The organism is Pseudomonas sp. UBA6562 (assembly GCF_002434265.1).
Classification (GTDB): Bacteria; Pseudomonadota; Gammaproteobacteria; order Pseudomonadales; family Pseudomonadaceae; genus Aquipseudomonas.
In genome coordinates, this window is the sequence record NZ_DJJS01000007.1 from 459,080 (window position 1) to 481,967 (window position 22,888).

Below are 22,888 nucleotides of genomic sequence, written 5' to 3' on the forward strand. Positions count from 1 at the left end.
GACAAAGTGAGCATGCATGGACAAGTCCAGGTTTCGCAGATACGGCCTTGGCGCCGCGCTGGCGCTGGTCGCCGGTATTACGCTGTACGCAGTGCAGGCACCGGCTAAGGCGCCGCAATACATCACCGCAACGGTCGTGCGCGGCGACATCGAGAACGCGGTGCTGGCCACCGGCACGCTCGAAGGCATCAAGCAGGTGGACGTCGGTGTGCAGGTGTCGGGGCAGTTGAAGTCGCTCAAGGTCAAGCTGGGCGACAAGGTGAAGCAAGGCCAGTGGCTGGCCGAAATCGACCCGCTGGTGCTGCGCAACACGCTGCGCCAGGCCGAAGTCGACGAAGAAAAGCTCCAGGCCGAACGGCGCTCGGCCCAGGCCCAGCTGCAGCAGGCCAGGCGCGTGTACGAGCGCTACCGCGACTTGCAGAGCGACGAGTCGGTCTCGCGCCAGGATTTCGAAAGCGCCGAAGCGGAGTTTCGCGTCCGCGAGGCGGCCGTGCGCTCGCTCGACGCGCAGATCCAGAGCGCCCGGGTGGAGATCGATACGGCCCGGGTCAACCTCGGCTATACCCGCATCAACGCACCGATCACCGGCCATGTGGTAGGGATCGTCACGCAACAGGGGCAGACCGTGATCGCCAACCAACTGGCCCCGGTGCTGCTCAAGCTGGCCGACCTTGACACCATGACGGTCAAGGCGCAGGTCTCGGAGGCCGACGTGATCCATATCGCGCCGGGTCAGGCGGTGTACTTCACCATTCTGGGCGAGGACACGCGCTACCACGCCACCCTGCGCGGCACCGAGCCGGCCCCACAACACTATGTGCAAAGCACCGACAAGGGCGAGGGCGGTACCGGCAAGCCCAACGGCGCGGTGTTCTACAACGCGCTGTTCGACGTGCCCAACCCCGAGCATCGCCTGCGCATCTCCATGACCGCCCAGGTGCACATCGTGCTCGACACCGCTGCCGGGGTGCTGAGCGTACCGGTGGCGGCCCTGGGCCTGCGCAACGACGACGGCAGCTTCCCGGTGCGGGTGCTCGACGCCAAGGGTTTCGCCCAGGCGCGCAACGTGCGCACCGGCATCAACAACAACGTCAGGGTGCAGATCGAAGACGGCCTGGCCGAAGGGGACCGGGTGGTGATCGGTGAGCCGGTGGCCGGCCAGGCAGGGGCATGAGCGTGAACATGACGGTCGAGTTCAACCCGCATACAGCCGTCTCCGGCGGCAACGACGAACCCTTGCTGCGCCTGCACGGCGTCAGCCGCAGTTTCACCGCGGGCGACCGCCAATTCCTGGCGCTGCAAGGCATCGACCTGGAGATCCGCAGCGGCGAGCTGGTGGCGATCATCGGCGCCTCCGGCTCGGGCAAGTCGACGCTGATGAACATTCTCGGTTGTCTGGACAACGCCAGCAGCGGCAGCTACCGGGTGGGCGGGCAGGAAACCCGCGAGCTGGACGACGACGCCCTGGCCGCGTTGCGCCGGGACCATTTCGGTTTCATCTTCCAGCGCTACCACCTGCTGCCGCACCTCGACGCGCTGCACAACGTCGAGATACCGGCGGTGTACGCCGGCACAGTCCAGGGGCAGCGGCATACGCGGGCACATGAGTTGCTGGCGCGACTGGGCCTGGCGGGACACCTCACGCACCGTCCCAGCCAGTTGTCCGGCGGTCAGCAGCAGCGGGTGAGCATTTGCCGTGCCTTGATGAACGGCGGGCAGGTGATCCTCGCCGACGAACCCACCGGCGCCCTGGACACCGCCAGCGGCAAGGAAGTGATGAACATCCTCCTGGAACTCCACGCTGCCGGGCATACGGTGATCCTGGTCACCCACGACCCCAAGGTGGCTGCCCATGCCCAGCGCATCATCGAAGTGAGCGATGGGCGGATCGTCAGCGACCGGCGCAATGCAGTCCCAGCGCTGCCCGCCGCGCCGGCCGACACGGCTTCGCAGCCACGGCCCGCGCCGCGCTTGGCGGCACGCCTGGGCATGTTCCGCGAAGCCTTCAAGATGGCCTGGATCGCGCTGGTGTCGCACCGCATGCGCACCTTGCTGACCATGCTCGGCATCGTCATCGGCATCACGTCGGTGGTGTCCATCTCGGCCATCGGCGAAGGCGCCAAAGGCTATGTGCTCAAGGACATCCAGGCGATCGGCAGCAACACCATCGACGTCTATTCGGGCAGCAACTTCGGCGACAGCCGGGCCAAGACCATCCAGACCCTGCTACCGGCCGATGCCGCCGCGCTCAACGCGCTGTACTACGTCGACAGCGCCACCCCGGTGATCGGCCAGAGCACGCTGGTGCGCTACCGCAACCTGGATGTCGACGTGCAGCTCAATGGCGTCAGCGAGCATTACTTCCAGGTGCGCAACATTCCCCTGGCTTCAGGCATCGTGTTCAGCGCCGACGACGCCCGTCGCCAGGCTCAGGTGGTGGTGATCGACCACAACACGCGCGCGCGACTGTTCGGCGGCAACGTCGATCCGCTCGGGCAAGTGATTCTGGTCGGCAACTTGCCGTGCACGGTGATCGGCGTCACCGCCGAGAACAACAACCTATTTCTCGCCAGCAACCAACTGAACATCTGGATGCCCTACGAGACCGCTGCCGGACGCGTGCTGGGCCAGCGCCACCTGGACAGCATCAGCGTGCGCATCAAGGACGGCGTGCCGAGCAAGCGCGTGGAGGAGGAGGTGACCAAGCTGCTGTTGCAGCGCCATGGCAGCAAGGACTTCTTCACCAACAACCTCGACAGCATCATGCAGACCGTGCAAAAGACCAGCCGCTCGTTGACCTTGCTGCTGTCGCTGATTGCGGTGATCTCGCTGGTGGTGGGCGGCATCGGCGTGATGAACATCATGCTGGTGTCGGTGACCGAGCGCACCCGCGAGATCGGCATCCGCATGGCGGTGGGCGCGCGGCAGTCGGACATTCGCCAGCAATTTCTGGTGGAGGCGGTGATGGTCTGTCTGTTCGGCGGGGTGGTGGGGATCGCGCTGTCGTACGGAATCGGTTCGCTCTTCGAGCTGTTCGTCAAACAGTGGGAGATGGTCTTCTCGCCCGGGTCGATCGTGATGGCATTCGCCTGTTCGACGCTGATCGGCGTGGTGTTCGGCTTCGTCCCGGCGCGCAACGCGGCGCGCCTGGACCCGATCGAGGCGTTGGCGCGGGATTGAGCAGGGTCATTGAAGGAGAGGCGGCTGATGCATCTGGCGGGGCCGCCGATCCAGCGCGGGGTGTCAGACTTCCCCGTACATCCAGCGCATCAGCGAATGGCGCCCGCCGATGTTCAGTTTGATCGCCGCGCGGCGCAGGTAGCTTTCCACCGTGTTGACCTTGAGCTGCAACCGTTCGGCCTGCTGCGGCGCGGTATGGCCGGCCAGCAGGCCCAGGCAGACCTGGCACTCGCGCTCGGACAGGCTCAGCCCCGATTGCGCCAGGCGTTCGAGGAAGCGCTGGCGTAGGCGCTCTGGCCCGGGCGGGTCGGCGCATGGCCGCAGCGCGTCGACATGCTTCTCCAGCATGGGCAGCAACAACGGCGTGATGGCGTCCAGTTGGCTGCGTTCGTGGGCCGAAAAGCCGAAGGCCGAGCCTGCGCGCCGCAGTTGGATTTCGTAGCGGGCATCGCCATGGGGTTTGATCAAGTGCAGCCGGGAAGGGTCGTCCAAGCCGTCCTCGAGACCTTGGTCGGAGGAGAACACCGTCTCGTCGATCAGCGGCGAGGCGTTGGGCAGAGCGGCGGGCGCAGTGCTCGACGGGCGTATGTGCATGGCATCGATGGTCAGATGCGCCTGGATCAAGTTGTGCAGCAAGCGGGAGAACTGGCGGCTGCCGGCGCTGGCAATCACCTTACCGATCTGCGGATAGAGCAAGTGCGAATTCATCGTGTCGTCCCTGATGTGTGTGGTGCGGTGCTTCGCCGTGGTACGGGCCTGCATCCTGAGGCCGTGTCGCGGGTGGAGGGTATGCTAGTACAACGATTGGGCGGGGTAGAAAGCAAACCTCAGGAATGCCAACCGGGTGGCATTTTTTGCGGTTCGGCGCTCGACGCTCGTGCGGCGGCGCGTCTGCTGCGCAGTAACTGGAGCAGCGGCGGGTCGTAGCGCGCGGGCCGACCCGACCGCAAGTCATGCCGGGGCAGTGGTTCGGTGCCGTGTCAGACGCCTCCATCGCTGCAAGAGCGAGCCAGGGCCCGAACCCCTGAGGCAGTCCAGGGGTTTCAGTAGCGCACTTCCACCGCCACGTAAGCGCCGATGCCATCGCCGGGATACAGCGCCGCCGTGTCCTGGCCATTGGCGTTGTAGATCGGCTGTACGGCCGTGACGTACTTCTTGTTGGCCAGGTTCTTCACGTCCAGCGACACTTTCCAGTCTTTGTTCGGTGCCTCGAAGCCCACGTTGGCGCCGAAGAGGGTGTAGGAAGGCGCATAGAAAGTGTTGGCGTAGTCGACGGCGGTGCGCGACGCCGATTGCACGTTCACCCCGGTGTAGAAGCCGCTGGGGTGTTCGTATTGCAACTCGCCCTGATAGATGTGCTTGGGAATGCCAGGCAACTGGTTGTCGCCGAAAGTCGGGTCATGGCGGTAGTAGAAGTCGTTGTAGGTATAGACCTGGCGGAGGGTGATCTGCTCGCCAGACTGGTTTTCCCACAGGCGGGTATCGAGGCCGGCCTCCACACCCTGGTGAATGGTCGGCGTGGCATTGAAGGCGCCGGTAACTGCCGCCGCCGTAGCGGTCGGGGCGATGATCTGCACGTTGAGCAATTCGTCGCGCACCCACGAGCGGTACAGCGCCAGGCTGCCGTCGAAGATGCCTGCCGAGCCCTTCACGCCGATTTCGACGGTGTTGGCTTTCTGTTCCACCAGGGGGCGCACATAAGGAAGCGCCGGACCGGAACCCGAATACTCCCAAGACGCTGGCGGGTCGATCGAGCGGCTGACGTTGGCGAAGGCCTGCAACTGCGGGGTGAACTCGTAGCGCAGGCCTAGGCGCGGGGCCAGGCTCCAGTTGTCATAGGTCACATCGCTGGGGTAGTTGGTGGTGTTGGCCTGCAAGGCTTGTTTCACGTCCGCGTGGCGACGCACGTTGACCGCGGAAACACCGCTGGTCAGCCACAGTCCGTCGACCAACTGCAGATCGTTGCCCAGCGAGAACACGTGGTCGAACGACGAACCGTAGTCGACGAACTTGCGGGTTTGCTTGTTGGCGAACGTGGAGTTCACCTCGCCTTTGAGGTGTTCGGTGGAGGTGAACGCCAGATTGCTGCGGCTCTCGTGACCGAACAGCTGATCGGTGCGCTCGTAGCCGAGCACGAACGAGAGGTCGTGCCAGTCCCAGTAACTGGGGTTGGACGGGCTGTTGGGGCTGTTGTTGTGAGCGTACTCGTAGTAGGACGCACCGACGCTCAGTTTCGAATCGTCGTCGAAGGTGTAGGTGGTCTTGCTACCCACCCAAACGCTGCCCGGACGGCGGCTGCCAGCACCGCTGCTGGCGGCCGTGGCGCTGGCGTCGCGGGTGTGGTGCTTGACGGCGTCGAGCGTGGTGGGGCTCGGGTCGTTGTGGTATTCGTCGCGGTAGCGCAGCAGCAACTGGGTTTCCAGTTTCGGGCTGAACGTGTAGCCGAAGTTGGCGACGATGCCCTGACTTTTCGACAGGCTATAGTCGCGGTAACCGTCGTTGCGGTAGTTGTCGGCGTTGAGGTAGTAGTCGAAGTCTCCTTCCACGCCGCCAAGGCTCAGGCTTTGCTTCTGGTAGCCATAGCTGCCGGCTTCGGCGCGCAGGCGCAGGCCCGGCGCCGTGTAGCCGGTGTGGTTGACGAAGGTGATCCCACCGCCCAAGGCCAGTGCGCCGTATTGGAAAGCGTTAGCCCCGCGTAGAATTTCAGTGTAGTTCACCCCGGAGGCGTTGAGGAATTCGTAGGGGGTGCCGCCGGGCCCGGTAATGGGCAGGCCATCGAACAGGAACTTGATGCCTTCGCGGAAATACCCAGGCGAAGTGTTGGCGCCCGAACCGCGAATCGAAATCTTGGCCGCATCGTTACCGCCCGTGGACTGCACGAACACACCGGGTTGGTAGGCCAGCGTGTCCTGCAAGGTGGCCGTGCGTCCTTTGCCCACCTGTTCGCTGTCGACCACGCTGGTGGCACCCGGCACTTCGGCCAGTTGGCTCATGGCGCTCTGCACTTCGCTGAGTTTGCGCGCCTGTACGGTGACGGTGTTGAGCCGTGGTGTGGCGGTCTGGAGGGTGTCGGTCTCAGGTGTTTGCTCGTCGGCGTGTACGCCGGGGGCCAGCAGCAGGGCCGAGCCCAATCCCAGTGTCAGCCAGGTGGCTTTGCGAATGGCCACCGGCAATCTGTGCAACGCTCCGCGAAAAGCTGAATACATCTAACGTGTTCCCCAATGAATAGATAAATGAGTAGCAGCTTTCTATTCGTATAGTCATGCCTGCAGTGCTTGCAGCAGTTTCCATGCCAACGCTTCCTGAGCGATAAATCAGGGCCTCGGTTAATGTCATCGATAAAAACGCTTGCTGGTTGGCAGCTTTTTTTGGAAACGGTGTTTGCGTTGAAACAGTGGCGTAGTTGGGGGATATGTCGAAAATCCAACAGTAAAAACACAGTCTGTAAGTTATCCAGCAGGCCGACCAAGGCTTCGGGTTATATCGTTAGATGAAGGTCTCGCAGACGCGCGGATGGCCAACGAAAGTCAAGCGCTTCAATAGGCCAGGGGCAGCGCCCGATCTGTGCGGCCTCGCAGCGGAATGTATCTACGGCGGACAGGCATTCGACACCGTTTAAATGAATGGGCAAATCACCCTGGCATGCTCACTGCATAGTCCCTATACGGGCTGGGATCGAAAAGACTTCAGCCGGAACAACCAAGGAACTTGCTGTGGTCGCGCGCTTCAACACACTGCCAAACTTATCTATTTGCCTCGCGCTCATGGCCTGTTCGCCGGCGCCTGCGCCAACGTCCGCCCAGACGCACGCAGACGGCAATCGGGTCGACGGTGTGGTCACCTATCCCGCGTCGGACTTCCACGAACAGGCGCCCGGGCGCAGGGGCGGAACGTTGCGGGTATCGGCGGCCGCCGATGCCGGCAGTTTCGATATCCATGCGTTGTCCCACGGCAACATGCAGTGGATGGGGCGGCTTCTGTTCGACTGCCTGGTGGCGCAGGACGAACAAGGCAACATCTCGCCGTGGCTGGCCACCTCCTGGGACATTTCCGCCGACGGCAAGACCTACACCTTCCACCTTCGCCAGGGCGTCACCTTCAGCGACGGCGAGCGCTTCGACGCCGCAGCCTTGCAGGCCAACTTCGAGCACATGCGCGACCCGGCCACCAAGTCGCCCCTGGCCGCCGCCTACATCGCGCCCTACATCGGCGGCAAGGTCATCGACGAATACACCTTCGAAGCCCATCTGCGCGAACCCTACACCCCGTTTCTCGACGTGCTGGCGCAGTCGTGGCTGGGCATGGTCTCACCCAGACAGATCCGTGAAGCGCCCAAGCGCATCGCCCAACACCCGGTAGGCAGCGGGCCATTCGTGCTGCAGAGCTATACCCGCGACCAGCGCGCGGTGTTCGTCAAACGCAAGGGCTACGACTGGGCGCCAGCGGTCACCCGGCACGTCGGTGAGGCCTACCTGGACCGCATCGAACTCAGCTACGTACCCGAGGCGATGATCCGCTTCACGGCGCTGGAGTCGGGGCAATCGGATTTCGCCCTGGATGCGCCGCCGCAAAATGCCGCCGCCATTCGCGCCAACCCCGACTTGGTGCTGCGCAGCCGCATCCGCAAAGGCAATCCAAGCCGCAGCATGACCTTCAACGTGGAGCAGCCGCCCTTCGACGATGTGCGGGTTCGTCGAGCCGTGGCCAAAGCCATCGACCGTGACGGGCTGGCCTGGATTTCCGGGTTCGGCGAGTTCATCGGCAAGGCCGACTATCTGGCGGCCAACACGCGCTTCTATCAGCCCAATGGCGCTGCGCTGGCCTACGACGTCGCGGCAGCCAACGCCTTGCTCGACCAGGCCGGCTGGACCGGACACGACGCCCAGGGCTATCGCACGCGCAACGGCCAGCGCCTGAAGGCCACGCTGCTGACCTACGACAATCCAGCCTTTCCCGCCAGCGTTTCGGTGGCGATCCAGGCCGACCTGAAGAAGGTCGGCTTCGACATGCCGATCGAAGTGCTGCCAGTGACCCGCGTCACCGAGCGCCGTTACGCCGGCAAGTTCCAGGCCTTGGCGGCGGGCTACTGGCACACCAACACGCCGGACGGCCTGTTCGTGCTCTATCACAGCCAATCGATCAGCACGGCCAAGCTCATCGGCCAGAATTCGGGCAACTTCCGCGATGCCGAACTGGACAGTCTGCTCAGCGCCGCCCGACGCTCACACGATCCGGACGAGCTGCGACGGCTGTACGGCGCCGCGCAAAAGCGCCTGACCGAAACGGTGCCCGCCGTGCCCTCGGTCGAGAGTCAAGTGCTGGCTGCGTATCGGCGCGAGGTCAAGGGTCTGATCTTCGACGCCTCCCACAACGTGCCGTATTTCCCCAGCGTGTGGCTGGACAGGGGGCGGCCATGAGCCTGTTCGCAGGTGTCGCCCTACGCCTGCTGGCCGGGATCGGCGTGCTCTGGGGGGCGGCGACGCTGACGTTTCTGGCGGTGAACTTCAGCGGCGGCGACACGGCGCTGGCGATTCTCGGCGGTCCCGATGCGCTGCCCACCCCCGAAGCGCTGGCTCGGGTCCGCGTCGAATACGGCCTGGACCAGCCGCTGGTCGTCCAGTACGGCCACTACCTGGGGCGTCTGCTGCACGGCGATCTGGGCGAGTCGTACCGCTTGCGCATCCCGGTCGCGCAGGCCATCGGCGAGCAGGTCGGTGCGACCGTGCAACTGTCGATCAGCGCAGGCGTGTTGGCCGTGGTCTTGGCGCTGGTCGTCGCGACGCTCACGGCCAACCGCTCGCGCGGGGTCCGGTCGCTGGTCTCGGGGACCGAGCTGGTGGTCTCGTCGTCGCCGTCTTTCGTCATCGGCATCCTGCTGTTGCTGGTGTTCTCCTTCCATTGGCACTGGCTGCCGCCGTCCGGCTCCGACAGCTGGCGTGCGCTGATCCTGCCTACCGTGGCGCTGGCCCTGCCCGTTGCGGCAGTGCTGGCCCAACTGCTGCGTCAGTCCCTGGAAGACACCCTGGAGCAGTCCTTCATCGCCATGGCCCGGGCGCGCGGGCTTTCCGAAACGGCCGTGCGCCTGCGCCACGCGCTGCGGCATGCGCTGGTGCCGCTGGTGACCCTGGCCGGGTTCATGTTCGCCAGCCTGTTGGGCGGCGCAGTGGTGATCGAGCTGCTGTTCGCCCGCCAGGGGCTGGGCCGCCTGATGCTCGAGGCCGCCAGCAACAAGGACGTGCCGATGGTGTTGGGCGTGACCCTGCTGGCCGCTGCCGTGTACGTACTGGTGAACCTGGCCGTCGACCTGATCAACCGCTGGATCGACCCGCGAGGCGCCCATGCGTGAGCGTCGCCTACCGGACGAAACCTCTTTCGACAAGGAAAACCCATGACTACTGCCATTTCCGACCCCGTGACCGACGAGCAATTGCAGGCGCGTTTCGGCGCAATCTTCGCGCGCATCGCCGAGGGCGCTGTGGCCCGCGAGCAAGAGCGGGCGTTGGCCCATGACGCCATTTCGTGGCTACGCGAGGCGCGCTTTGGCGCCCTGCGCGTGCCCAAGGCCCAGGGCGGGCTGGGTGCCAGCCTGCCGCAGCTGTTTCGCTTGCTGATCGACCTGGGCGAGGCCGATTCCAACCTGCCGCAGATCCTGCGCGCGCACTTCGGTTTCGTCGAAGGTCGGCTGTCCAGCCTCGACCCGGCATCCCAGGCCTACTGGCTAGCCAAAGTGGCGGACGGCCAGTTGTGGGGCGCGGCGATGGCGGAGCGCACGGACACCACGCGCAACTCGGTGACCCTCGATGCCCAGGAGCCCGGCAACCCCGACACGGCCTGGTCGCTCAACGGCGAGAAGTTCTATTGCAGCGGCACCCTGTACGCCGATTGGATCGCCGCGGTGGCCCTCGACGGTGAGGACTTCGTCAGTGTGTCGGTGCCCACCAATGCGCAGGGCGTGTCGGTGGAGGACGACTGGGACGGGTTCGGCCAGCGCCTGACGGGCAGCGGCACCACGCGCTTCGCCTCGGTGCAGGTGCCGACCCAGCACATCGTGCGTCGCTTCAAGAAGGACGAGCTGCGCGCCGAGTCGTACCTGAGTGCGTTCTACCAGCTGTTCCATCTGGCGACCCTGGCCGGCATCGCCAACGCGGTGTTGCGCGACGCGACCGCGTTCGTCAAGGGCCGGACCCGTACCTTCGGCGTTCCGGGGCAATCCAGCCCCAAGGACGATCCGCTGGTGCAACGTGTCATCGGGCGCCTTTCCAGCCTGGCCTATGCGGCGCGCGCGCAGGTCCTCGCCGTGGCGCAGGTGCTGCAGGAGGTGCATGAGGCGGAGCAGGGCGGCTACGTCGCCGAGCAGCACTACACCGAGGCCGAGATCCGTGCCTATCAGGCCCAGCAGATCGTGCTGGAACAGGTACTGGAGGCCACCACGCTGCTGTTCGAAGTCGGCGGTGCCTCGGCCACCCGCGAAAGCCAACGCTTCGACCGCCATTGGCGCAACGCGCGCACGCTGGCCTCGCACAATCCGGCGATCCACCGGGAGCGGGCGCTGGGCAACTACTACCTCAACGACATCACCCCGAACGCGGCGTGGCGCAGTCTGCAAGCGGCCGACGCCGAAAAGCAGGCGGCCAGCGTGCGCGACGAAGCGAGCGCAGTATGACCACGAGCAGCAACAACATCCGCGCCGGGCAGATGAGCCTAGGCATGAACATCCTTGGCTTCGGTGCGCACGCCGGAGCCTGGCGCACGGCCGAGGTGGCCGCCAACGCCTATCTGGATGTCGAGTACTACCGCAACATCGCGCGAATTTCCGAGCGTGGCTGCCTCGACGCGATCTTCCTCGCCGACGGCCCGGCGCTGGTCGGCGATGTGTCCAAGCAGCCGGCAGGCCGTCTGGAACCGACCGTGCTGCTGACCGCCGTGGCCCTGGCCACGCAGCGCATCGGCGTGATCGCCACTGCCTCGAGCACCTACAACGACCCGTTCAACCTCGCCCGGCGATTCGCTTCGCTCGACCACATCAGTGGCGGTCGGGCCGCCTGGAACGTGGTGACCAATGCAGGCGATGCGGCTGCGCAGAATTTCGGACTGGCCGGTGCGCCGCTGCACGTCGACCGCTACGCCCGCGCCGACGAGTTCATCGACGTCGCCCTCAAGCTGTGGGACAGCTGGGAGGACGACGCCGTGATCGGCGACGCCCGTGGCGGGCGCTTTGCCGATCCGGGCAAAGTGCACAGCATCGACTTCGTCGGCCAGCACTTCTCGGTGAAGGGGCCGCTGAACGTGCCGCGCTCGCCCCAAGGCCGGCCGGTGCTGGTGCAGGCCGGGTCGTCCGAAGGCGGCAAGGCCCTCGGGTCGCGCTACGCCGATGCCATCTTCACCACTCAGACCACCCTGGAGGACGGCCAGCAGTTCTACCGCGAGATGAAAGGCCGCGCCGCAGCCTGGGGGCGCAACCCCGACTACCTGAAGATCATGCCGGGGCTCTCCACGGTGATCGGCAGTACCGAGGCCGAGGCCCATGCGCGTTTCGACGAGCTCAACGCCTGGCACGGCGAGCACGGTTTGCTGGAACAGGTGGCCGGGCGCATCGGCATCGCGGCCCACGAGCTCGACCCGGACGCACCGCTGCCTTGGCAGCGCATTGGCGCCGTGGCGGACTTCGAGCGCGGCTCGCAGGGCTTTCTCGAAGCGCAACTGAACCTGGCGCGCCGGGAAAACCTGAGCATCCGCCAATTGTCGCGGCGGATCCTGGTCGGCCACCGCCTGCTGGTCGGCACACCCGAGCAGGTCGCCCGGACCCTGAGCCATTGGTACCTGGCGCACGCGGCGGACGGCTTCAACATCATGCCGGACATGTTCCCCTCCGGCGTGGAGGTCTTCGTCGACGAAGTGGTGCCGCTGCTGCAGCGGCAAGGGCTGTTCCGTCGCGAGTACACCGGCAGCACCCTGCGCGAGCACCTGGGGTTGCCGTTTCCCACCAACCAATACGCGCTGCGGGCCTGACCCGCAGCGTCGGTTTTCTTTCGAAAAGGATCCACCATGCGTTACCGCCAATTGGGCAACAGCGACATCAACGTGAGCGTTTTCGGCCTGGGCAGCATGACCTGGGGCCATCAGAACAGCGAAAGCGATGCCCACCAGCAGATCGAGCTGGCGCTGGAGCACGGCGTCAACCTGATCGACACCGCCGAGATGTACCCCACGCCGACCAAGGCCGAGACCTGGCGCACCACCGAGCGCTACATCGGCAGCTGGCTGGCCGCCAGCGGGCGGCGCGATGAGGTGGTGCTGGCGAGCAAGATCGTCGGGCCGGCGCGCGATGCCAACGGCCAGCGGCATATCCGTGACGGTTTGAGCCGTCTGGACGAACGCAACATCGTCGAGGCGTTGGAGGGCAGCCTCAAGCGCTTGAACACCGACTACCTGGACCTCTATCAGCTGCACTGGCCCGATCGCACCACCAACATCTTCGGCCAGCGCGAATACCCCTACCAGGACGATACGGGCAGCGTCGCCATCGAGGAGACCCTGGCGGTGCTGGCCGAGCAGGTCAAGGCTGGCAAGGTCCGTCATATCGGCGTGTCCAACGAAACGCCATGGGGCGTCGCGCAGTTCCTCAAGCACAGCGAACGCCTGGGCCTGCCGCGCATCGTCAGCATCCAGAACCCCTACAGCCTGCTCAATCGCCTCTTCGAAGGTGGGCTGTCGGAGTTCAGCCACCGAGAAGGCGTGGGTCTGCTGGCCTATTCGCCCCTGGCCTTCGGCGCACTCACCGGCAAATACCTCAATGGCGCACGCCCGGAAGGCTCGCGGCTCTCGGCGGTGTACCGCACGTTCAACCGCTACGACAGTCCATCGGCCCAGGAGGCGGTCGCCGGCTACGTCGAGATCGCCCGTCAACATGGCCTGACGCCGGCGCAATTGGGCTTGGCCTATGTCCTCGACAAGCCTTTCGTCACCAGCGCCCTGACCGGGCAGACCACGCTGGCGCAATTGCGCGACAACCTCAGCGCGCTGGACGTGACCCTGAGCGACGAAATCAAGGCGCAGGTGCAGGCCGTGCACAACCGCACGCCCAATCCGGCGCCCTAGCGCCCTACGCCCGGCTTACGCACCTGAGCCTGGAGCGGTACGTCTGGCAATGCGCGGTTCGCAGCGCGCAAGCGCCGGCACGCCGTAGCGCCACCGCGTGAAGGTGCAGAGGGAGATCGCAATGTCTCAGTCAATCGAAACCGTCGTCATCGGACCTGCCCTCGGCAACGGCGGCCACCGCGCGCTGGGCCTGGGGCAGTGGACACGGCTGCGTCCGGGTTTGTGGATCGCCGGGGCGTTCGTGCTGCTGTTGCTGGTGGCCGCCGCCGTGCCGCAGTGGCTGGCGCCGTACGATCCGCTGGACGCTACGGCGCGTCTGGCCTTTCAGCCGCCTTCGGCCACCTACTGGCTGGGTACCGACGAAAATGGCCGCGACGTGCTGAGCCGGTTGATTTTCGGCGTTCGCCCGTCGCTTCTGATGGGCCTGGCGGCCACGGCGCTGGGCTTGGCCTGGGGCACGCTGTTCGGTTTGCTGTCGGGGCTCGGGCCGCGCTGGCTGGACGCTTCGTTGATGCGCGGCATCGACGTGTTGCTGGCGTTTCCGGACCTGCTGTTGGCGCTGGTGATCATCACCTTCTTCGGCCAAGGCACCGCCAACCTGATCCTCGCCGTGGGCATCGCGGCCGTGCCGCGCTATGCGCGCCTAGTGCGTGCCCAGACCCTCAACGTGCGCCAGGCCGGGTACGTCGAAGCGGCGACGACGCTTGGGCAGTCGCCATTGGCCGTGGTGTGGCGGCACGTCCTGCCCAACGCGTTCAAGCCGGTGTTGATCCTGGCCATCATCGGGGTCGGCGGCACCATCACGGCCGGCGCCGCCTTGAGTTTCCTGGGCTTCGGCGCGCCGCCCCCGGCCCCGGAATGGGGCGGGATGATGGCCATCGGCCGCAGCTTTCTGGCCAATGCGCCGTGGCTGGTCGCCTGGCCTGCGTTGACCATCATCCTCACCGTCGTTTCCATCAGCGCCATTGGCCGCGAACTGCTGCGTCGCAGCGAAGGAAAACCGTTATGAACACGCACATCCATGCCCTTGGGCCGTTGGTGGACATCCGCGACCTGACCGTGCGCTTCGGCCAGGCCAAGCCGGTGCTGCACGGCGTCAGCCTGCGAATCGAACGCGGTGAATGCCTGGCCATCGTCGGCGAGTCGGGGTCGGGCAAGAGCGTGACGGCACGCACCCTGGCCGGCCTCACCGGGCCTGGCGCGCAGATCGAGGCCGCCAAGCTGGCGTTCCAGGGCATCGACCTGCGCCGCCTCGACGAACGCGCTTGGCGACGGCTGCGCGGTGCCAGTGTCGGCTTCGTCATGCAGGATGCGCTGGGTGCGCTCGATCCGTTGCGACGGGTCGGCGCGGAAATCGAGGAACCGTTGCAGGTGCATACCGCGCTCGACGCACGCGCGCGGCGTTCGCGTGTGTTGGAGCTGCTGCGCGCGGTCGGCGTGCCCGAACCCGAACTGCGCGCAAGCCAGTATCCCTGGCAGCTGTCCGGCGGCCTGCGTCAGCGCGCGCTGATCGCCTCGGCGATCGCCTGTAATCCGCAGCTGATTATCGCCGACGAACCCACTACCGCGCTGGACGCCACGGTACAGGCCCAGGTGATCGCTCTGCTGGAAAGCTTGCGCGGTGAAGACAACGCCTTGTTGATGGTCAGCCACGACCTGTCGGTGGTGGCACGCTTGGCCGATCGCGTGGCGGTGATGCACCATGGCGTGGTCGTCGAACAGGGCACGACCGAGCAGATACTGCACGATCCGCAGCATGCCTATACCCAGTCGCTGTTGCTGGCCGCACGCGCCGTGCATTTCCAGCCTCAGCCCCAGCGCCAACCCTTGGCGCTGGTGGCCGCGCAGGCGCCTGCCACGACCGAGGTGTTGCTGGAAGCCCGGTTGCTGAGCAAGTCGTTCGTCGGGCCGGACGGGCACAGGCGCACGGTCCTCAAAGCGGCGTCGCTGCAACTGCGACGCGGCGAAACCCTGGGGGTGGTCGGCGAATCCGGCTCCGGAAAAACCACTCTGACCAGGCTGATCCTCGGTCTGGAAAGCCCCGACAGCGGTGAGGTCTGGATCGCCGGTCGGCCGTGGTCGCAACTCGATCGCGCGCAGAAACGCCAGGCGCGGCGAGCGGTGCAGGTGGTGTTCCAAGACCCGTTGAGCTCGTTCGATCCGCGCTACAGCGTGCAGCGCGTGCTGTTCGAGGCCTTGGCCGTCGCCGATGTGCCGCGCAAGGCCTGGCGCGCCCGCGCGCAGCAGTTGCTGGCGCTGGTGCGTCTGGACGCGGCCGTGTTGGTACGGCGCCCGAGCGAACTGTCCGGTGGCCAGCGGCAGCGCATCGCCATCGCCCGCGCGCTGGCCAGCGAGCCGCAGATCCTGATCTGCGACGAACCGGTGTCGGCGCTGGACGTGTCGGTGCAGGCGCAGATCCTGGCGTTGCTGGACGACCTGAAGCAGCGTCTGGGCTTGGCCTGCCTGTTCATCTCCCACGATCTGGGCGTGATCAACCACGTCAGCGAGCGGGTGCTGGTGATGAAGGACGGCCAGGTGGTGGAAACCGGTTCCGTGCGCGCGGTGTTAGACCGACCCCAGCACCCGTACACCCGCACGCTGATCGCGGCGATCCCGAACCTGGATAGTCGGCACCCGGCAACGCGACGTCGGCCCGACCCGCGGCCTGCGACAGGGTTCTATCTACAAATCGCCATTTGAGGTCCGCTCATGCATGAGCCGAGCAGGGCGCAAGCGCCCAAACAATTGCACGTCAATCTGTTCGAGATGAACTGCGTCAGCCACATCGTGCACGGGTTGTGGGTCCACCCCGAGAACAACCGGCACCGCTTCAACGATCTGGAGTATTGGATCGAGCTTGCCCAGTTGCTGGAGTACGGCACGTTCGACGGAGTCTTTCTGGCCGATGTGATCGGCACCTACGATGCCTTCCGCGACGGGCCGCAGACCTCGCTGCGCGAAGGCATGCAAATCCCCAGCAACGATCCGCTGCTGGTGATTCCGGCGATGGCAGCGGTGTCGAAGAACCTCGGCTTCGGCGCGACCTTTTCCACCACCTACGAGCCGCCTTTCGCCTTCGCCCGCCGCATGAGCACGCTGGATCATCTGACCAAGGGCCGGGTGGGGTGGAACATCGTCACCTCGTACCTGCCCAACGCCGCGCGCAACTTCGGCCACGACACGGAAGTGGCCCACGACCGCCGCTACGAGATCGCCGACGAATACCTGGATGTGCTGTACAAGCTGTGGGAAGGCTCGTGGGACGACGATGCGGTGCTCCAGGACCGTGAAAACCGCATCTACACCGATCCGCAGAAGGTGCGCTACATCGACCATGTCGGTGAGCACTTCAGGGTGGCCGGCCCGCACTTGTGCCAGCCGTCGCGCCAGCGCACGCCGGTGCTGTTCCAAGCCACAGGCTCGTCGGCGGGCATCGAGTTTGCCGGACGTCACGCCGAAGTGGTCTTCACCGGGGGCGTCGATACGCGTGCGGTACGTGCCAATATCCAAGCCATGCGCGACCGGGCCATCGCCCACGAGCGCGATCCGGCAGGGCTGAAGTTCGTAGTCATGGCCGGCGTCATCGTCGGTCGCACCGATGAAGAGGTCAGCCGCAAGCTCGACAGCTACCGCAAGCTGATGAGCGTCGAGGCGTCGCTGGCCCATGCCCAGGCGGCCGTGGACCTCACCGCAGTGCCGCCAGGCACGCTGATCGGCGAGTTGATCGAACGCCGGGTCCGGGGATGGGAAAGCCTGGCGCGCTACAGGCCCGAGTGGACGGTGGGGGCGGTACTGTCCCGCTTGGAGGGCTTCGACCGCGAGCGCTTCTTCGTCGCCGGCACGCCAGGCGTGGTCGCCGACGCCATCGAGAAGTGGCTGGATGTCGACGGTATCGACGGTATCAACCTGCGCCAGTACCTGTCGTTCGAAACGGCGCGGGACTTCATCGAGCTGGTGATCCCCGAGTTGCGTCGACGCGGCCGCTTTCGCGAACGCTACACCGAGGGCGAGACCCTGCGCGAGCGTCTGTTCGGGGCAGGCCAGGCGCGCCTGCCGGGCGACCACTACGGCGCCCGCTACCGCGATCCTGCTGCGTTGCAACAACCGTCCAGACCTTTGCGGTTTCGCTGAGCTGCAGCGCAAGACACGCTCCCCGCTGGACTAGGCGGCATGGCCGGACCTCGCTGTTCGGCCAGCCGCATCGGTCGATGTTGGGCATTCAACAGTACATCCACAGATTGTCGCTCCCGACATCGCTCGTAGCCGCCCAGCCCCATATTTACGGGCCGAAAAAGCGGCACGCCCTGTGCAATGGTTCAATCCCCGGACCATAGGCATCAGGATCCATGCGAGAACCCGATCTGTATTTGCGCCCCCCTGGCAGCCCAGCACGCTCCCTGCTCGGCCAAGCTCCCTTCATCGGTCTGTTGGCGTTCTGCGGGATGCTTGCGGGCTGCGGTCAGGACAGCGCCCAGGTGGCGCGCAGCGACACGCCGGTGCGTGGCGGTACGCTGGTGTACGCCACGGACCGCGAGCCGACCTGCCTGGACCCGCACGTGGCCGGCGACATGCCGCAAGTCTTCATCGGCCAGCAGTACCTGGACTCGCTGGTGTCGATGGACGACCAAGGGCGTATCGGGCCTTGGCTGGCCGAGCGCTGGGAGGTGTCGCCGGACGGCCTGTCGTATACCTTCCACTTGCGCACCGACGTGCATTTCACTGACGGCACGCCGTTCAATGCGGCGGCGGTCAAGGCCAACCTCGACCACATGGCCAACCCCAAGACCCAGTCCAGCACCGCAGGTGGGTACATCCGCCAGTACCGCCGCACCGAGGTGATCGACGACAGCACGGCGGTGGTCCACCTGGCCACCCCCTATGCGGCGTTTCTGGAAGTGCTGGCGCAAGGGTTCCTCGGCATCGAGTCACCGACCGCGCTGGCCCGGCCACGGGACGAGAACTGCGAGAGCCCGGTGGGCAGCGGCCCGTTCAAGGTCGTGCGCTGGGACCGGCAAAGCCAGGTCGAGCTGGTGCGCAACCCCGACTACAACTGGGCACCACCGACCGCCAAGCACCAAGGCCCGGCCTGGCTCGACCGGGTGATCTGGAAGTTCATCCAGGAACCGTCGGTGCGCTTCGCATCGCTGCAGGCCGGCGAGGTGGACGTGATCGAGGCGCTGCCCCCCGAATCCCACGAAGCCGCGCGGCGCAACCCCGACCTCCAGGTGCTGGTCGCCTTGCGTCCCGGCAACCCCACCAATGGCACCCTCAACACCACCCGGGCGCCGTTCGACGACCTACGGGTACGCGAAGCCTTCGTGCGCAGTGCGGACATCGAAGGCGCGCTCAAGAGCGTCTACTTCGACGAGTTTCCGCGCGCCGGCGGCCCGCTGAGTTCGGCCACTCGCTTCTACAGTTCGGCCTTCGAAGGCGCCCAGGACTACGACCCGGCGCGTGCCGGCCAACTGCTCGACCAGGCCGGGTGGACGCAACGCGACGGCGAAGGCTATCGGGTCAAAGACGGCAAGCGGCTGAGCGTCCATGTGGTGATGGGCAACCGCACGCCACCGTCGGAATACACGCTGTGGGAGCAGGTGCAGGCCACCACGCGCCTGGCCGGGTTCGATCTGATCGTCGACCAGATGAGCGACGTGCAGGCCACCAAACGCCAGGCCGACTGGGACTATGACGTCCGCCTGGGGTACTGGAACACCAACACCGCCGATGTGCTGCGCATCATCTTCGGCGCCGATTTCATCCAGCCAGCCGGTGTCGGTGGCTACCACCAGAACACTGCCGGTTACACCGACCCGGCGTTGGAGAAGCTGCTGCAGGACGCCTTGGCGACCCAGGACCCGGAGCAGCGCAAGACGCTGTACGACAAAGCCCAGCAGATCGCCTCGAGCCAGTACCTGCAACTGACCACCTACCCGCAAAGCACGCGCCTGGGCATCTACAAGACCACCCAAGGGGTGCGCCTGGAGCCTTCGCTGGCGGTGACCTACCTCTATGACGCCTGGGTGAACAAATGAGCGGAGTCCGCGTGAACGACGTACCGGCCCAGCCGCGCCGCGAACGTCTGCAACAGCTGGGGCGCCGTGCCCTGTGGCGCCTGGGCGGCGGGTTGGTGGTGCTGTGGGCCGTGGCGACCCTGACCTTCTTCGCCTTGCGCCTGATGCCCGGCGACCCGGTGCAGGCCATTCTCGGCGGCCCCAGCGGCAACCCCACCCCGGAAACCATCGCCGAAGTCACCCGCGAGTATGGGCTGGACAAGCCCTTGGCGGTGCAGTACGGGCTCTATCTGCTGCGCTTGGTGCAGGGCGATCTGGGCGTGTCCTACTCCCAGCACCTGCCAGTGACCCGTGTGCTGGCCGAGCAAGCGGGGCCGACGCTGGAACTGACGTTCTCCGCGCTGCTGCTGTCCTGGCTGTTGGTCCTGGTCTTGACGGTGTGGACCGCCGGACGGCGGCGCTGGGTCGGCCGCCTGGCCTCGCTGGCTGAAACGCTGTCGGCGGCGTTGCCGCACTTCTGGCTCGGCATCGTGCTGCTGGCGGTGTTCGCCTTTGGCCTGCGCTGGTTTCCGCCCGCGGGCAGCGACGGTTGGCGCACGCTGGTACTGCCGTCGTTCGCGCTGGCCATTCCGCTGGCGGGGTTCATCGCCCAGGTCACCCGCGAGTCGCTGGAGCTGACCCTCGAACAACCCTTCGTGCTGACCGCACGCACCCGCGGCCTGAGCGACCTGGCGGTGCGTTACCGGCATGCCTTGCGCCACGCCGTGCTGCCGGGCATTTCGCTGTCGGGCTGGGCCATCGGCGCGCTGATCAGTGGCGCGGTGGTGATCGAAGTGATCTTTTCCCGCAAGGGCCTGGGCCGTCAGCTGTACCAGGCGGTGCAGACCCAGGACCTGCCGCTGACCATCGGCATCAGCCTGGTGGTCGCTGCCGGCTACGTGCTGGCCAACATTCTGGTCGACCTCCTGTACCTGTGGGTCGACCCTCGGCAAAAAGGGGCTGTGGCATGAGCGAACTGACGTTGGAGACCTCTCCGCCCACCGTGGGCGTGCAGCGTGCCCCGCGACGCCTGCGCGTCGGGCCACTGCTGGCGCTGGCGTTTCTGTCGCTGGTCATCGTCGCGGCCATTGCGCCGCAGTGGTTCGCCCACAGCGATCCGCTGGCCATCGTGCCGCGCGATGCCTTCCACCCGCCGGGCTGGTCGCACTGGTTCGGCACCGACCAGTCCGGGCGCGACATCTTTTCCCGGGTCATCCATGGCACCCGCCAGTCGCTGCTGATCGGCATCGCGGCCACTGCCATCGCCATGGGCATCGCCATCGTGCTGGGGCTGCTCAGCGGCCTGGGCGGGGCGCAACTCGACCGAGGCGTTGGCTGGCTGCTGGAGGTGCTGTTCGCCTTTCCCAGCCTGATCCTGGCGCTGCTGTTCGTGGCCATCTTCGGCAGCGGTATCGGCCCGTTGATCGTGGCCACCGGTTTGGGCGCTGCGCCGGGTTATGCGCGCATGGTGCGCGGTCAGATCCTGGCAGTGCGCAACGCCGGGTACATCGAGTCGGCGCGGGCGCTGGGGCATGCGCCGCTGCGCATCATCACGCGGCAACTGTTGCCCAACGCCATGCGGCCTTTGATCGTGACCCTGACCATGGGCGTCGGTCAGGCCATCGTCTGGGCGTCGGCCTTGAGCTTTCTCGGCCTGGGCGCCCGGCCTCCGGCCCCGGAGTGGGGGACCATGCTGTCGATGGGCCGCGACTTCATCGCCCATGCCTGGTGGCTGACCTTCTTTCCAGGGCTGTTCATCGTCCTGACCACGCTGTCGACCACCGTGGCCGGCCGCTACCTGCAACGACGCCTCGAGGGCCGTCTGTCATGAGCGAAAGCAAACGCTTGATCGTCGAAGGCTTGTCCATCGAGTTCGCTGGGCAGTCGGTGGTGCGCAACCTGTCCTTCACCCTGGAGCCGGGACGGACCTTGGCCCTGGTCGGGGAATCCGGCTCGGGCAAGAGCGTGACCGCGCGCAGCCTGGTCGGGCTGGCGGGCGAGGGCGCGCGGATCACCGCGCGGCGTCTGAACTATGCCGGGCGCGACCTGCTCAGGCTGTCCGAGCGCGGCTGGCAGGCGTTGCGCGGCAAGGATATCGGCGTGGTCTTGCAGGATGCCTTGGTGTCGCTGGACCCGCTGCGGCCGGTGGGCAAGGAAATCCTCGAAGTGTTGCAGACCCATCGTTGGGGCGACCCACATAGCCGCAACGAGCGTGTGGTCGAGCTGCTGGAGCTGGTGGGGGTCCCCGAGCCGCGCTTGCGCGCCCGGCAACGCCCCGACCAGCTGTCCGGCGGCCTGCGCCAGCGTGCGCTGATCGCCAGCGCCCTGGCGCTCGATCCGGGCCTGGTGATCGCCGACGAGCCGACCACGGCGCTGGACGCCACGGTGCAGGCGCAGATCCTGCAAGTGTTGCAGCAGATCAAGGCGCGCGGCGATTCGCTGCTGATCATCAGCCACGACCTGGCCGTGGTGGCGCAACTGGCGGACGACGTTTTGGTGCTGCGCCACGGCGAAACGGTGGAGCAAGGCCCCATGGAGCAGGTGCTGCGCGCGCCGCGCCACCCCTATACACGGTCACTGCTCGATGCCGTGCCCGCCGAGCACGCGCGCGGAACGCGCTTGTCGCCGGGACAGTCCGCCGCCCTCCAGGCGCCGCGCACGCGACAGGATGCGCCGGTGCTGCTCAAGGCGGTCGGACTGGGCAAGCGCTACCTGGGCCCGGATCGACAGGTGCTGCAGGTCGTCGAGGGGGTTGGCTTCGAGCTGCGCGCCGGCAGAACGCTGGGCATCGTCGGCGAGTCCGGGTCGGGCAAGACCACCGTGGCACGCATCGTACTGGGCCTGCTGCAACCCGACGCCGGGGAAGTGCGCTTTCTCGACCGGCTCTGGACTGCGACGGGCGATCGGCAGGTACCGGAAAAGGAGCGGCGCCTGCACCGGCGCGACATCAGCGTGATCTATCAAGACCCCCTCAGCTCGTTCGACCCGCGTTGGAGCGTTGGGCAGATTCTGGCCGACGCGCTGGACGTCGCCGGTGTCGAGCCCGCGCAGCAACCGGCGCGCATCGCGCAGTTGCTGGAACAGGTACGGCTACACCCGCATCTGCAAGGTCGGCGACCCTTGCAACTGTCCGGCGGCCAGCGCCAGCGGGTGGCCATCGCCCGAGCCATCGCCAGCGATCCCAAGGTGATCGTCTGCGACGAGCCGGTGTCGGCGCTGGACGTTTCGGTGCAAGCGCAAGTGCTCGATCTGCTGGCCGACCTGCAGGCGCAACTGGGCCTGGCGTATCTGTTCATTTCCCACGACCTGGGTGTGATCCGCCATGTCAGCGACGACGTGCTGGTGATGCGCCACGGCCAAGTGGTGGAAAGCGCCGAGGTCGAGACGCTGTTCGACCACCCGCAACACGAATACACCCGGCGTCTGCTCGGGGCCGTGCCGCGCTTGCCCGGCTCGGGCGCCGCGCTGGTGGTGCCGCCCCTGGAACCCGAGCACCCGACGTCGCTGTTCGACGAATCCCGCCTGTGGAAAATCGCTATCTAGTGCTGCCTAGCCGCAGC

The 22,888-nt window shown here is 66.3% G+C and carries 16 protein-coding genes; 14 read left to right on the plus strand and 2 right to left on the minus strand.

Going from position 1 to position 22,888, the window contains the following annotated elements; genetic code table 11:
- Positions 1 to 16 precede the first annotated feature (16 nt).
- Together macA and B4M43_RS14145 are read left to right on the plus strand one after the other, a co-directional pair.
- A complete protein-coding gene (gene macA / locus B4M43_RS14140) occupies positions 17 to 1,174 on the plus strand; it encodes a macrolide transporter subunit MacA (RefSeq protein WP_296268058.1) in 1,158 nt (385 codons plus the stop codon).
- 8 nt (positions 1,175 to 1,182) lie between these two features.
- The gene (locus B4M43_RS14145; RefSeq protein ID WP_414707854.1) at positions 1,183 to 3,180 is read left to right on the plus strand and encodes a MacB family efflux pump subunit; all 1,998 of its coding nucleotides are present in this window, start codon (positions 1,183 to 1,185) and stop codon (positions 3,178 to 3,180) included.
- A gap of 63 nt (positions 3,181 to 3,243) precedes the next feature.
- On the opposite strand, the gene B4M43_RS14150 is transcribed toward B4M43_RS14145, so the two are convergent.
- Together B4M43_RS14150 and B4M43_RS14155 are read right to left on the minus strand one after the other, a co-directional pair.
- Entirely contained in the window at positions 3,244 to 3,888 is a 645-nt protein-coding gene (locus B4M43_RS14150) for a helix-turn-helix transcriptional regulator (protein WP_296268060.1), read from the minus strand.
- A gap of 335 nt (positions 3,889 to 4,223) precedes the next feature.
- Positions 4,224 to 6,386, minus strand: a complete 2,163-nt coding sequence (locus tag B4M43_RS14155; protein ID WP_349681651.1) for a TonB-dependent receptor — start codon at positions 6,384 to 6,386, stop codon at positions 4,224 to 4,226.
- A gap of 627 nt (positions 6,387 to 7,013) precedes the next feature.
- On the opposite strand from B4M43_RS14155, the gene B4M43_RS14160 reads away from it, so the two are divergent.
- The 12 genes from B4M43_RS14160 (at position 7,014) to B4M43_RS14215 (ending at position 22,871) form a co-directional block, all read left to right on the plus strand.
- Complete coding sequence (locus B4M43_RS14160) at positions 7,014 to 8,597, plus strand: ABC transporter substrate-binding protein (RefSeq protein ID WP_414707843.1); 1,584 nt, start codon at positions 7,014 to 7,016, stop codon at positions 8,595 to 8,597.
- A complete protein-coding gene (locus B4M43_RS14165) occupies positions 8,594 to 9,526 on the plus strand; it encodes an ABC transporter permease (protein ID WP_296268063.1) in 933 nt (310 codons plus the stop codon). The genes B4M43_RS14160 and B4M43_RS14165 overlap by 4 nt, the downstream gene beginning before the upstream one ends.
- Positions 9,527 to 9,568: 42 nt before the next feature.
- Positions 9,569 to 10,843 (plus strand): acyl-CoA dehydrogenase, encoded by a 1,275-nt coding sequence (locus B4M43_RS14170; protein WP_296268064.1) that lies wholly within the window; start codon positions 9,569 to 9,571, stop codon positions 10,841 to 10,843.
- Complete coding sequence (locus tag B4M43_RS14175; protein WP_296268065.1) at positions 10,840 to 12,189, plus strand: LLM class flavin-dependent oxidoreductase; 1,350 nt, start codon at positions 10,840 to 10,842, stop codon at positions 12,187 to 12,189. The genes B4M43_RS14170 and B4M43_RS14175 overlap by 4 nt, the downstream gene beginning before the upstream one ends.
- A gap of 36 nt (positions 12,190 to 12,225) precedes the next feature.
- A complete protein-coding gene (locus B4M43_RS14180) occupies positions 12,226 to 13,278 on the plus strand; it encodes an NADP(H)-dependent aldo-keto reductase (RefSeq protein ID WP_296268066.1) in 1,053 nt (350 codons plus the stop codon).
- A gap of 121 nt (positions 13,279 to 13,399) precedes the next feature.
- Positions 13,400 to 14,287, plus strand: a complete 888-nt coding sequence (locus B4M43_RS14185; RefSeq protein WP_296268067.1) for an ABC transporter permease — start codon at positions 13,400 to 13,402, stop codon at positions 14,285 to 14,287.
- A complete protein-coding gene (locus B4M43_RS14190) occupies positions 14,284 to 15,978 on the plus strand; it encodes a dipeptide ABC transporter ATP-binding protein (RefSeq protein WP_296268068.1) in 1,695 nt (564 codons plus the stop codon). Before B4M43_RS14185 ends, B4M43_RS14190 begins: the two co-directional genes overlap by 4 nt.
- A gap of 9 nt (positions 15,979 to 15,987) precedes the next feature.
- Positions 15,988 to 17,409, plus strand: a complete 1,422-nt coding sequence (locus B4M43_RS14195) for an NtaA/DmoA family FMN-dependent monooxygenase (protein ID WP_296268069.1) — start codon at positions 15,988 to 15,990, stop codon at positions 17,407 to 17,409.
- 311 nt (positions 17,410 to 17,720) lie between these two features.
- Entirely contained in the window at positions 17,721 to 19,310 is a 1,590-nt protein-coding gene (locus B4M43_RS14200) for an ABC transporter substrate-binding protein (protein ID WP_414707855.1), read from the plus strand.
- Positions 19,307 to 20,299 (plus strand): ABC transporter permease, encoded by a 993-nt coding sequence (locus B4M43_RS14205; protein ID WP_296268071.1) that lies wholly within the window; start codon positions 19,307 to 19,309, stop codon positions 20,297 to 20,299. Before B4M43_RS14200 ends, B4M43_RS14205 begins: the two co-directional genes overlap by 4 nt.
- Positions 20,296 to 21,159, plus strand: coding sequence for an ABC transporter permease (locus B4M43_RS14210; RefSeq protein WP_296268072.1), 864 nt, complete (start codon positions 20,296 to 20,298; stop codon positions 21,157 to 21,159). The genes B4M43_RS14205 and B4M43_RS14210 overlap by 4 nt, the downstream gene beginning before the upstream one ends.
- Positions 21,156 to 22,871: a dipeptide ABC transporter ATP-binding protein gene (locus B4M43_RS14215; RefSeq protein WP_296268073.1), complete on the plus strand. Its 1,716-nt coding sequence runs from the start codon at positions 21,156 to 21,158 to the stop codon at positions 22,869 to 22,871. The genes B4M43_RS14210 and B4M43_RS14215 overlap by 4 nt, the downstream gene beginning before the upstream one ends.
- Positions 22,872 to 22,888 lie beyond the last annotated feature (17 nt).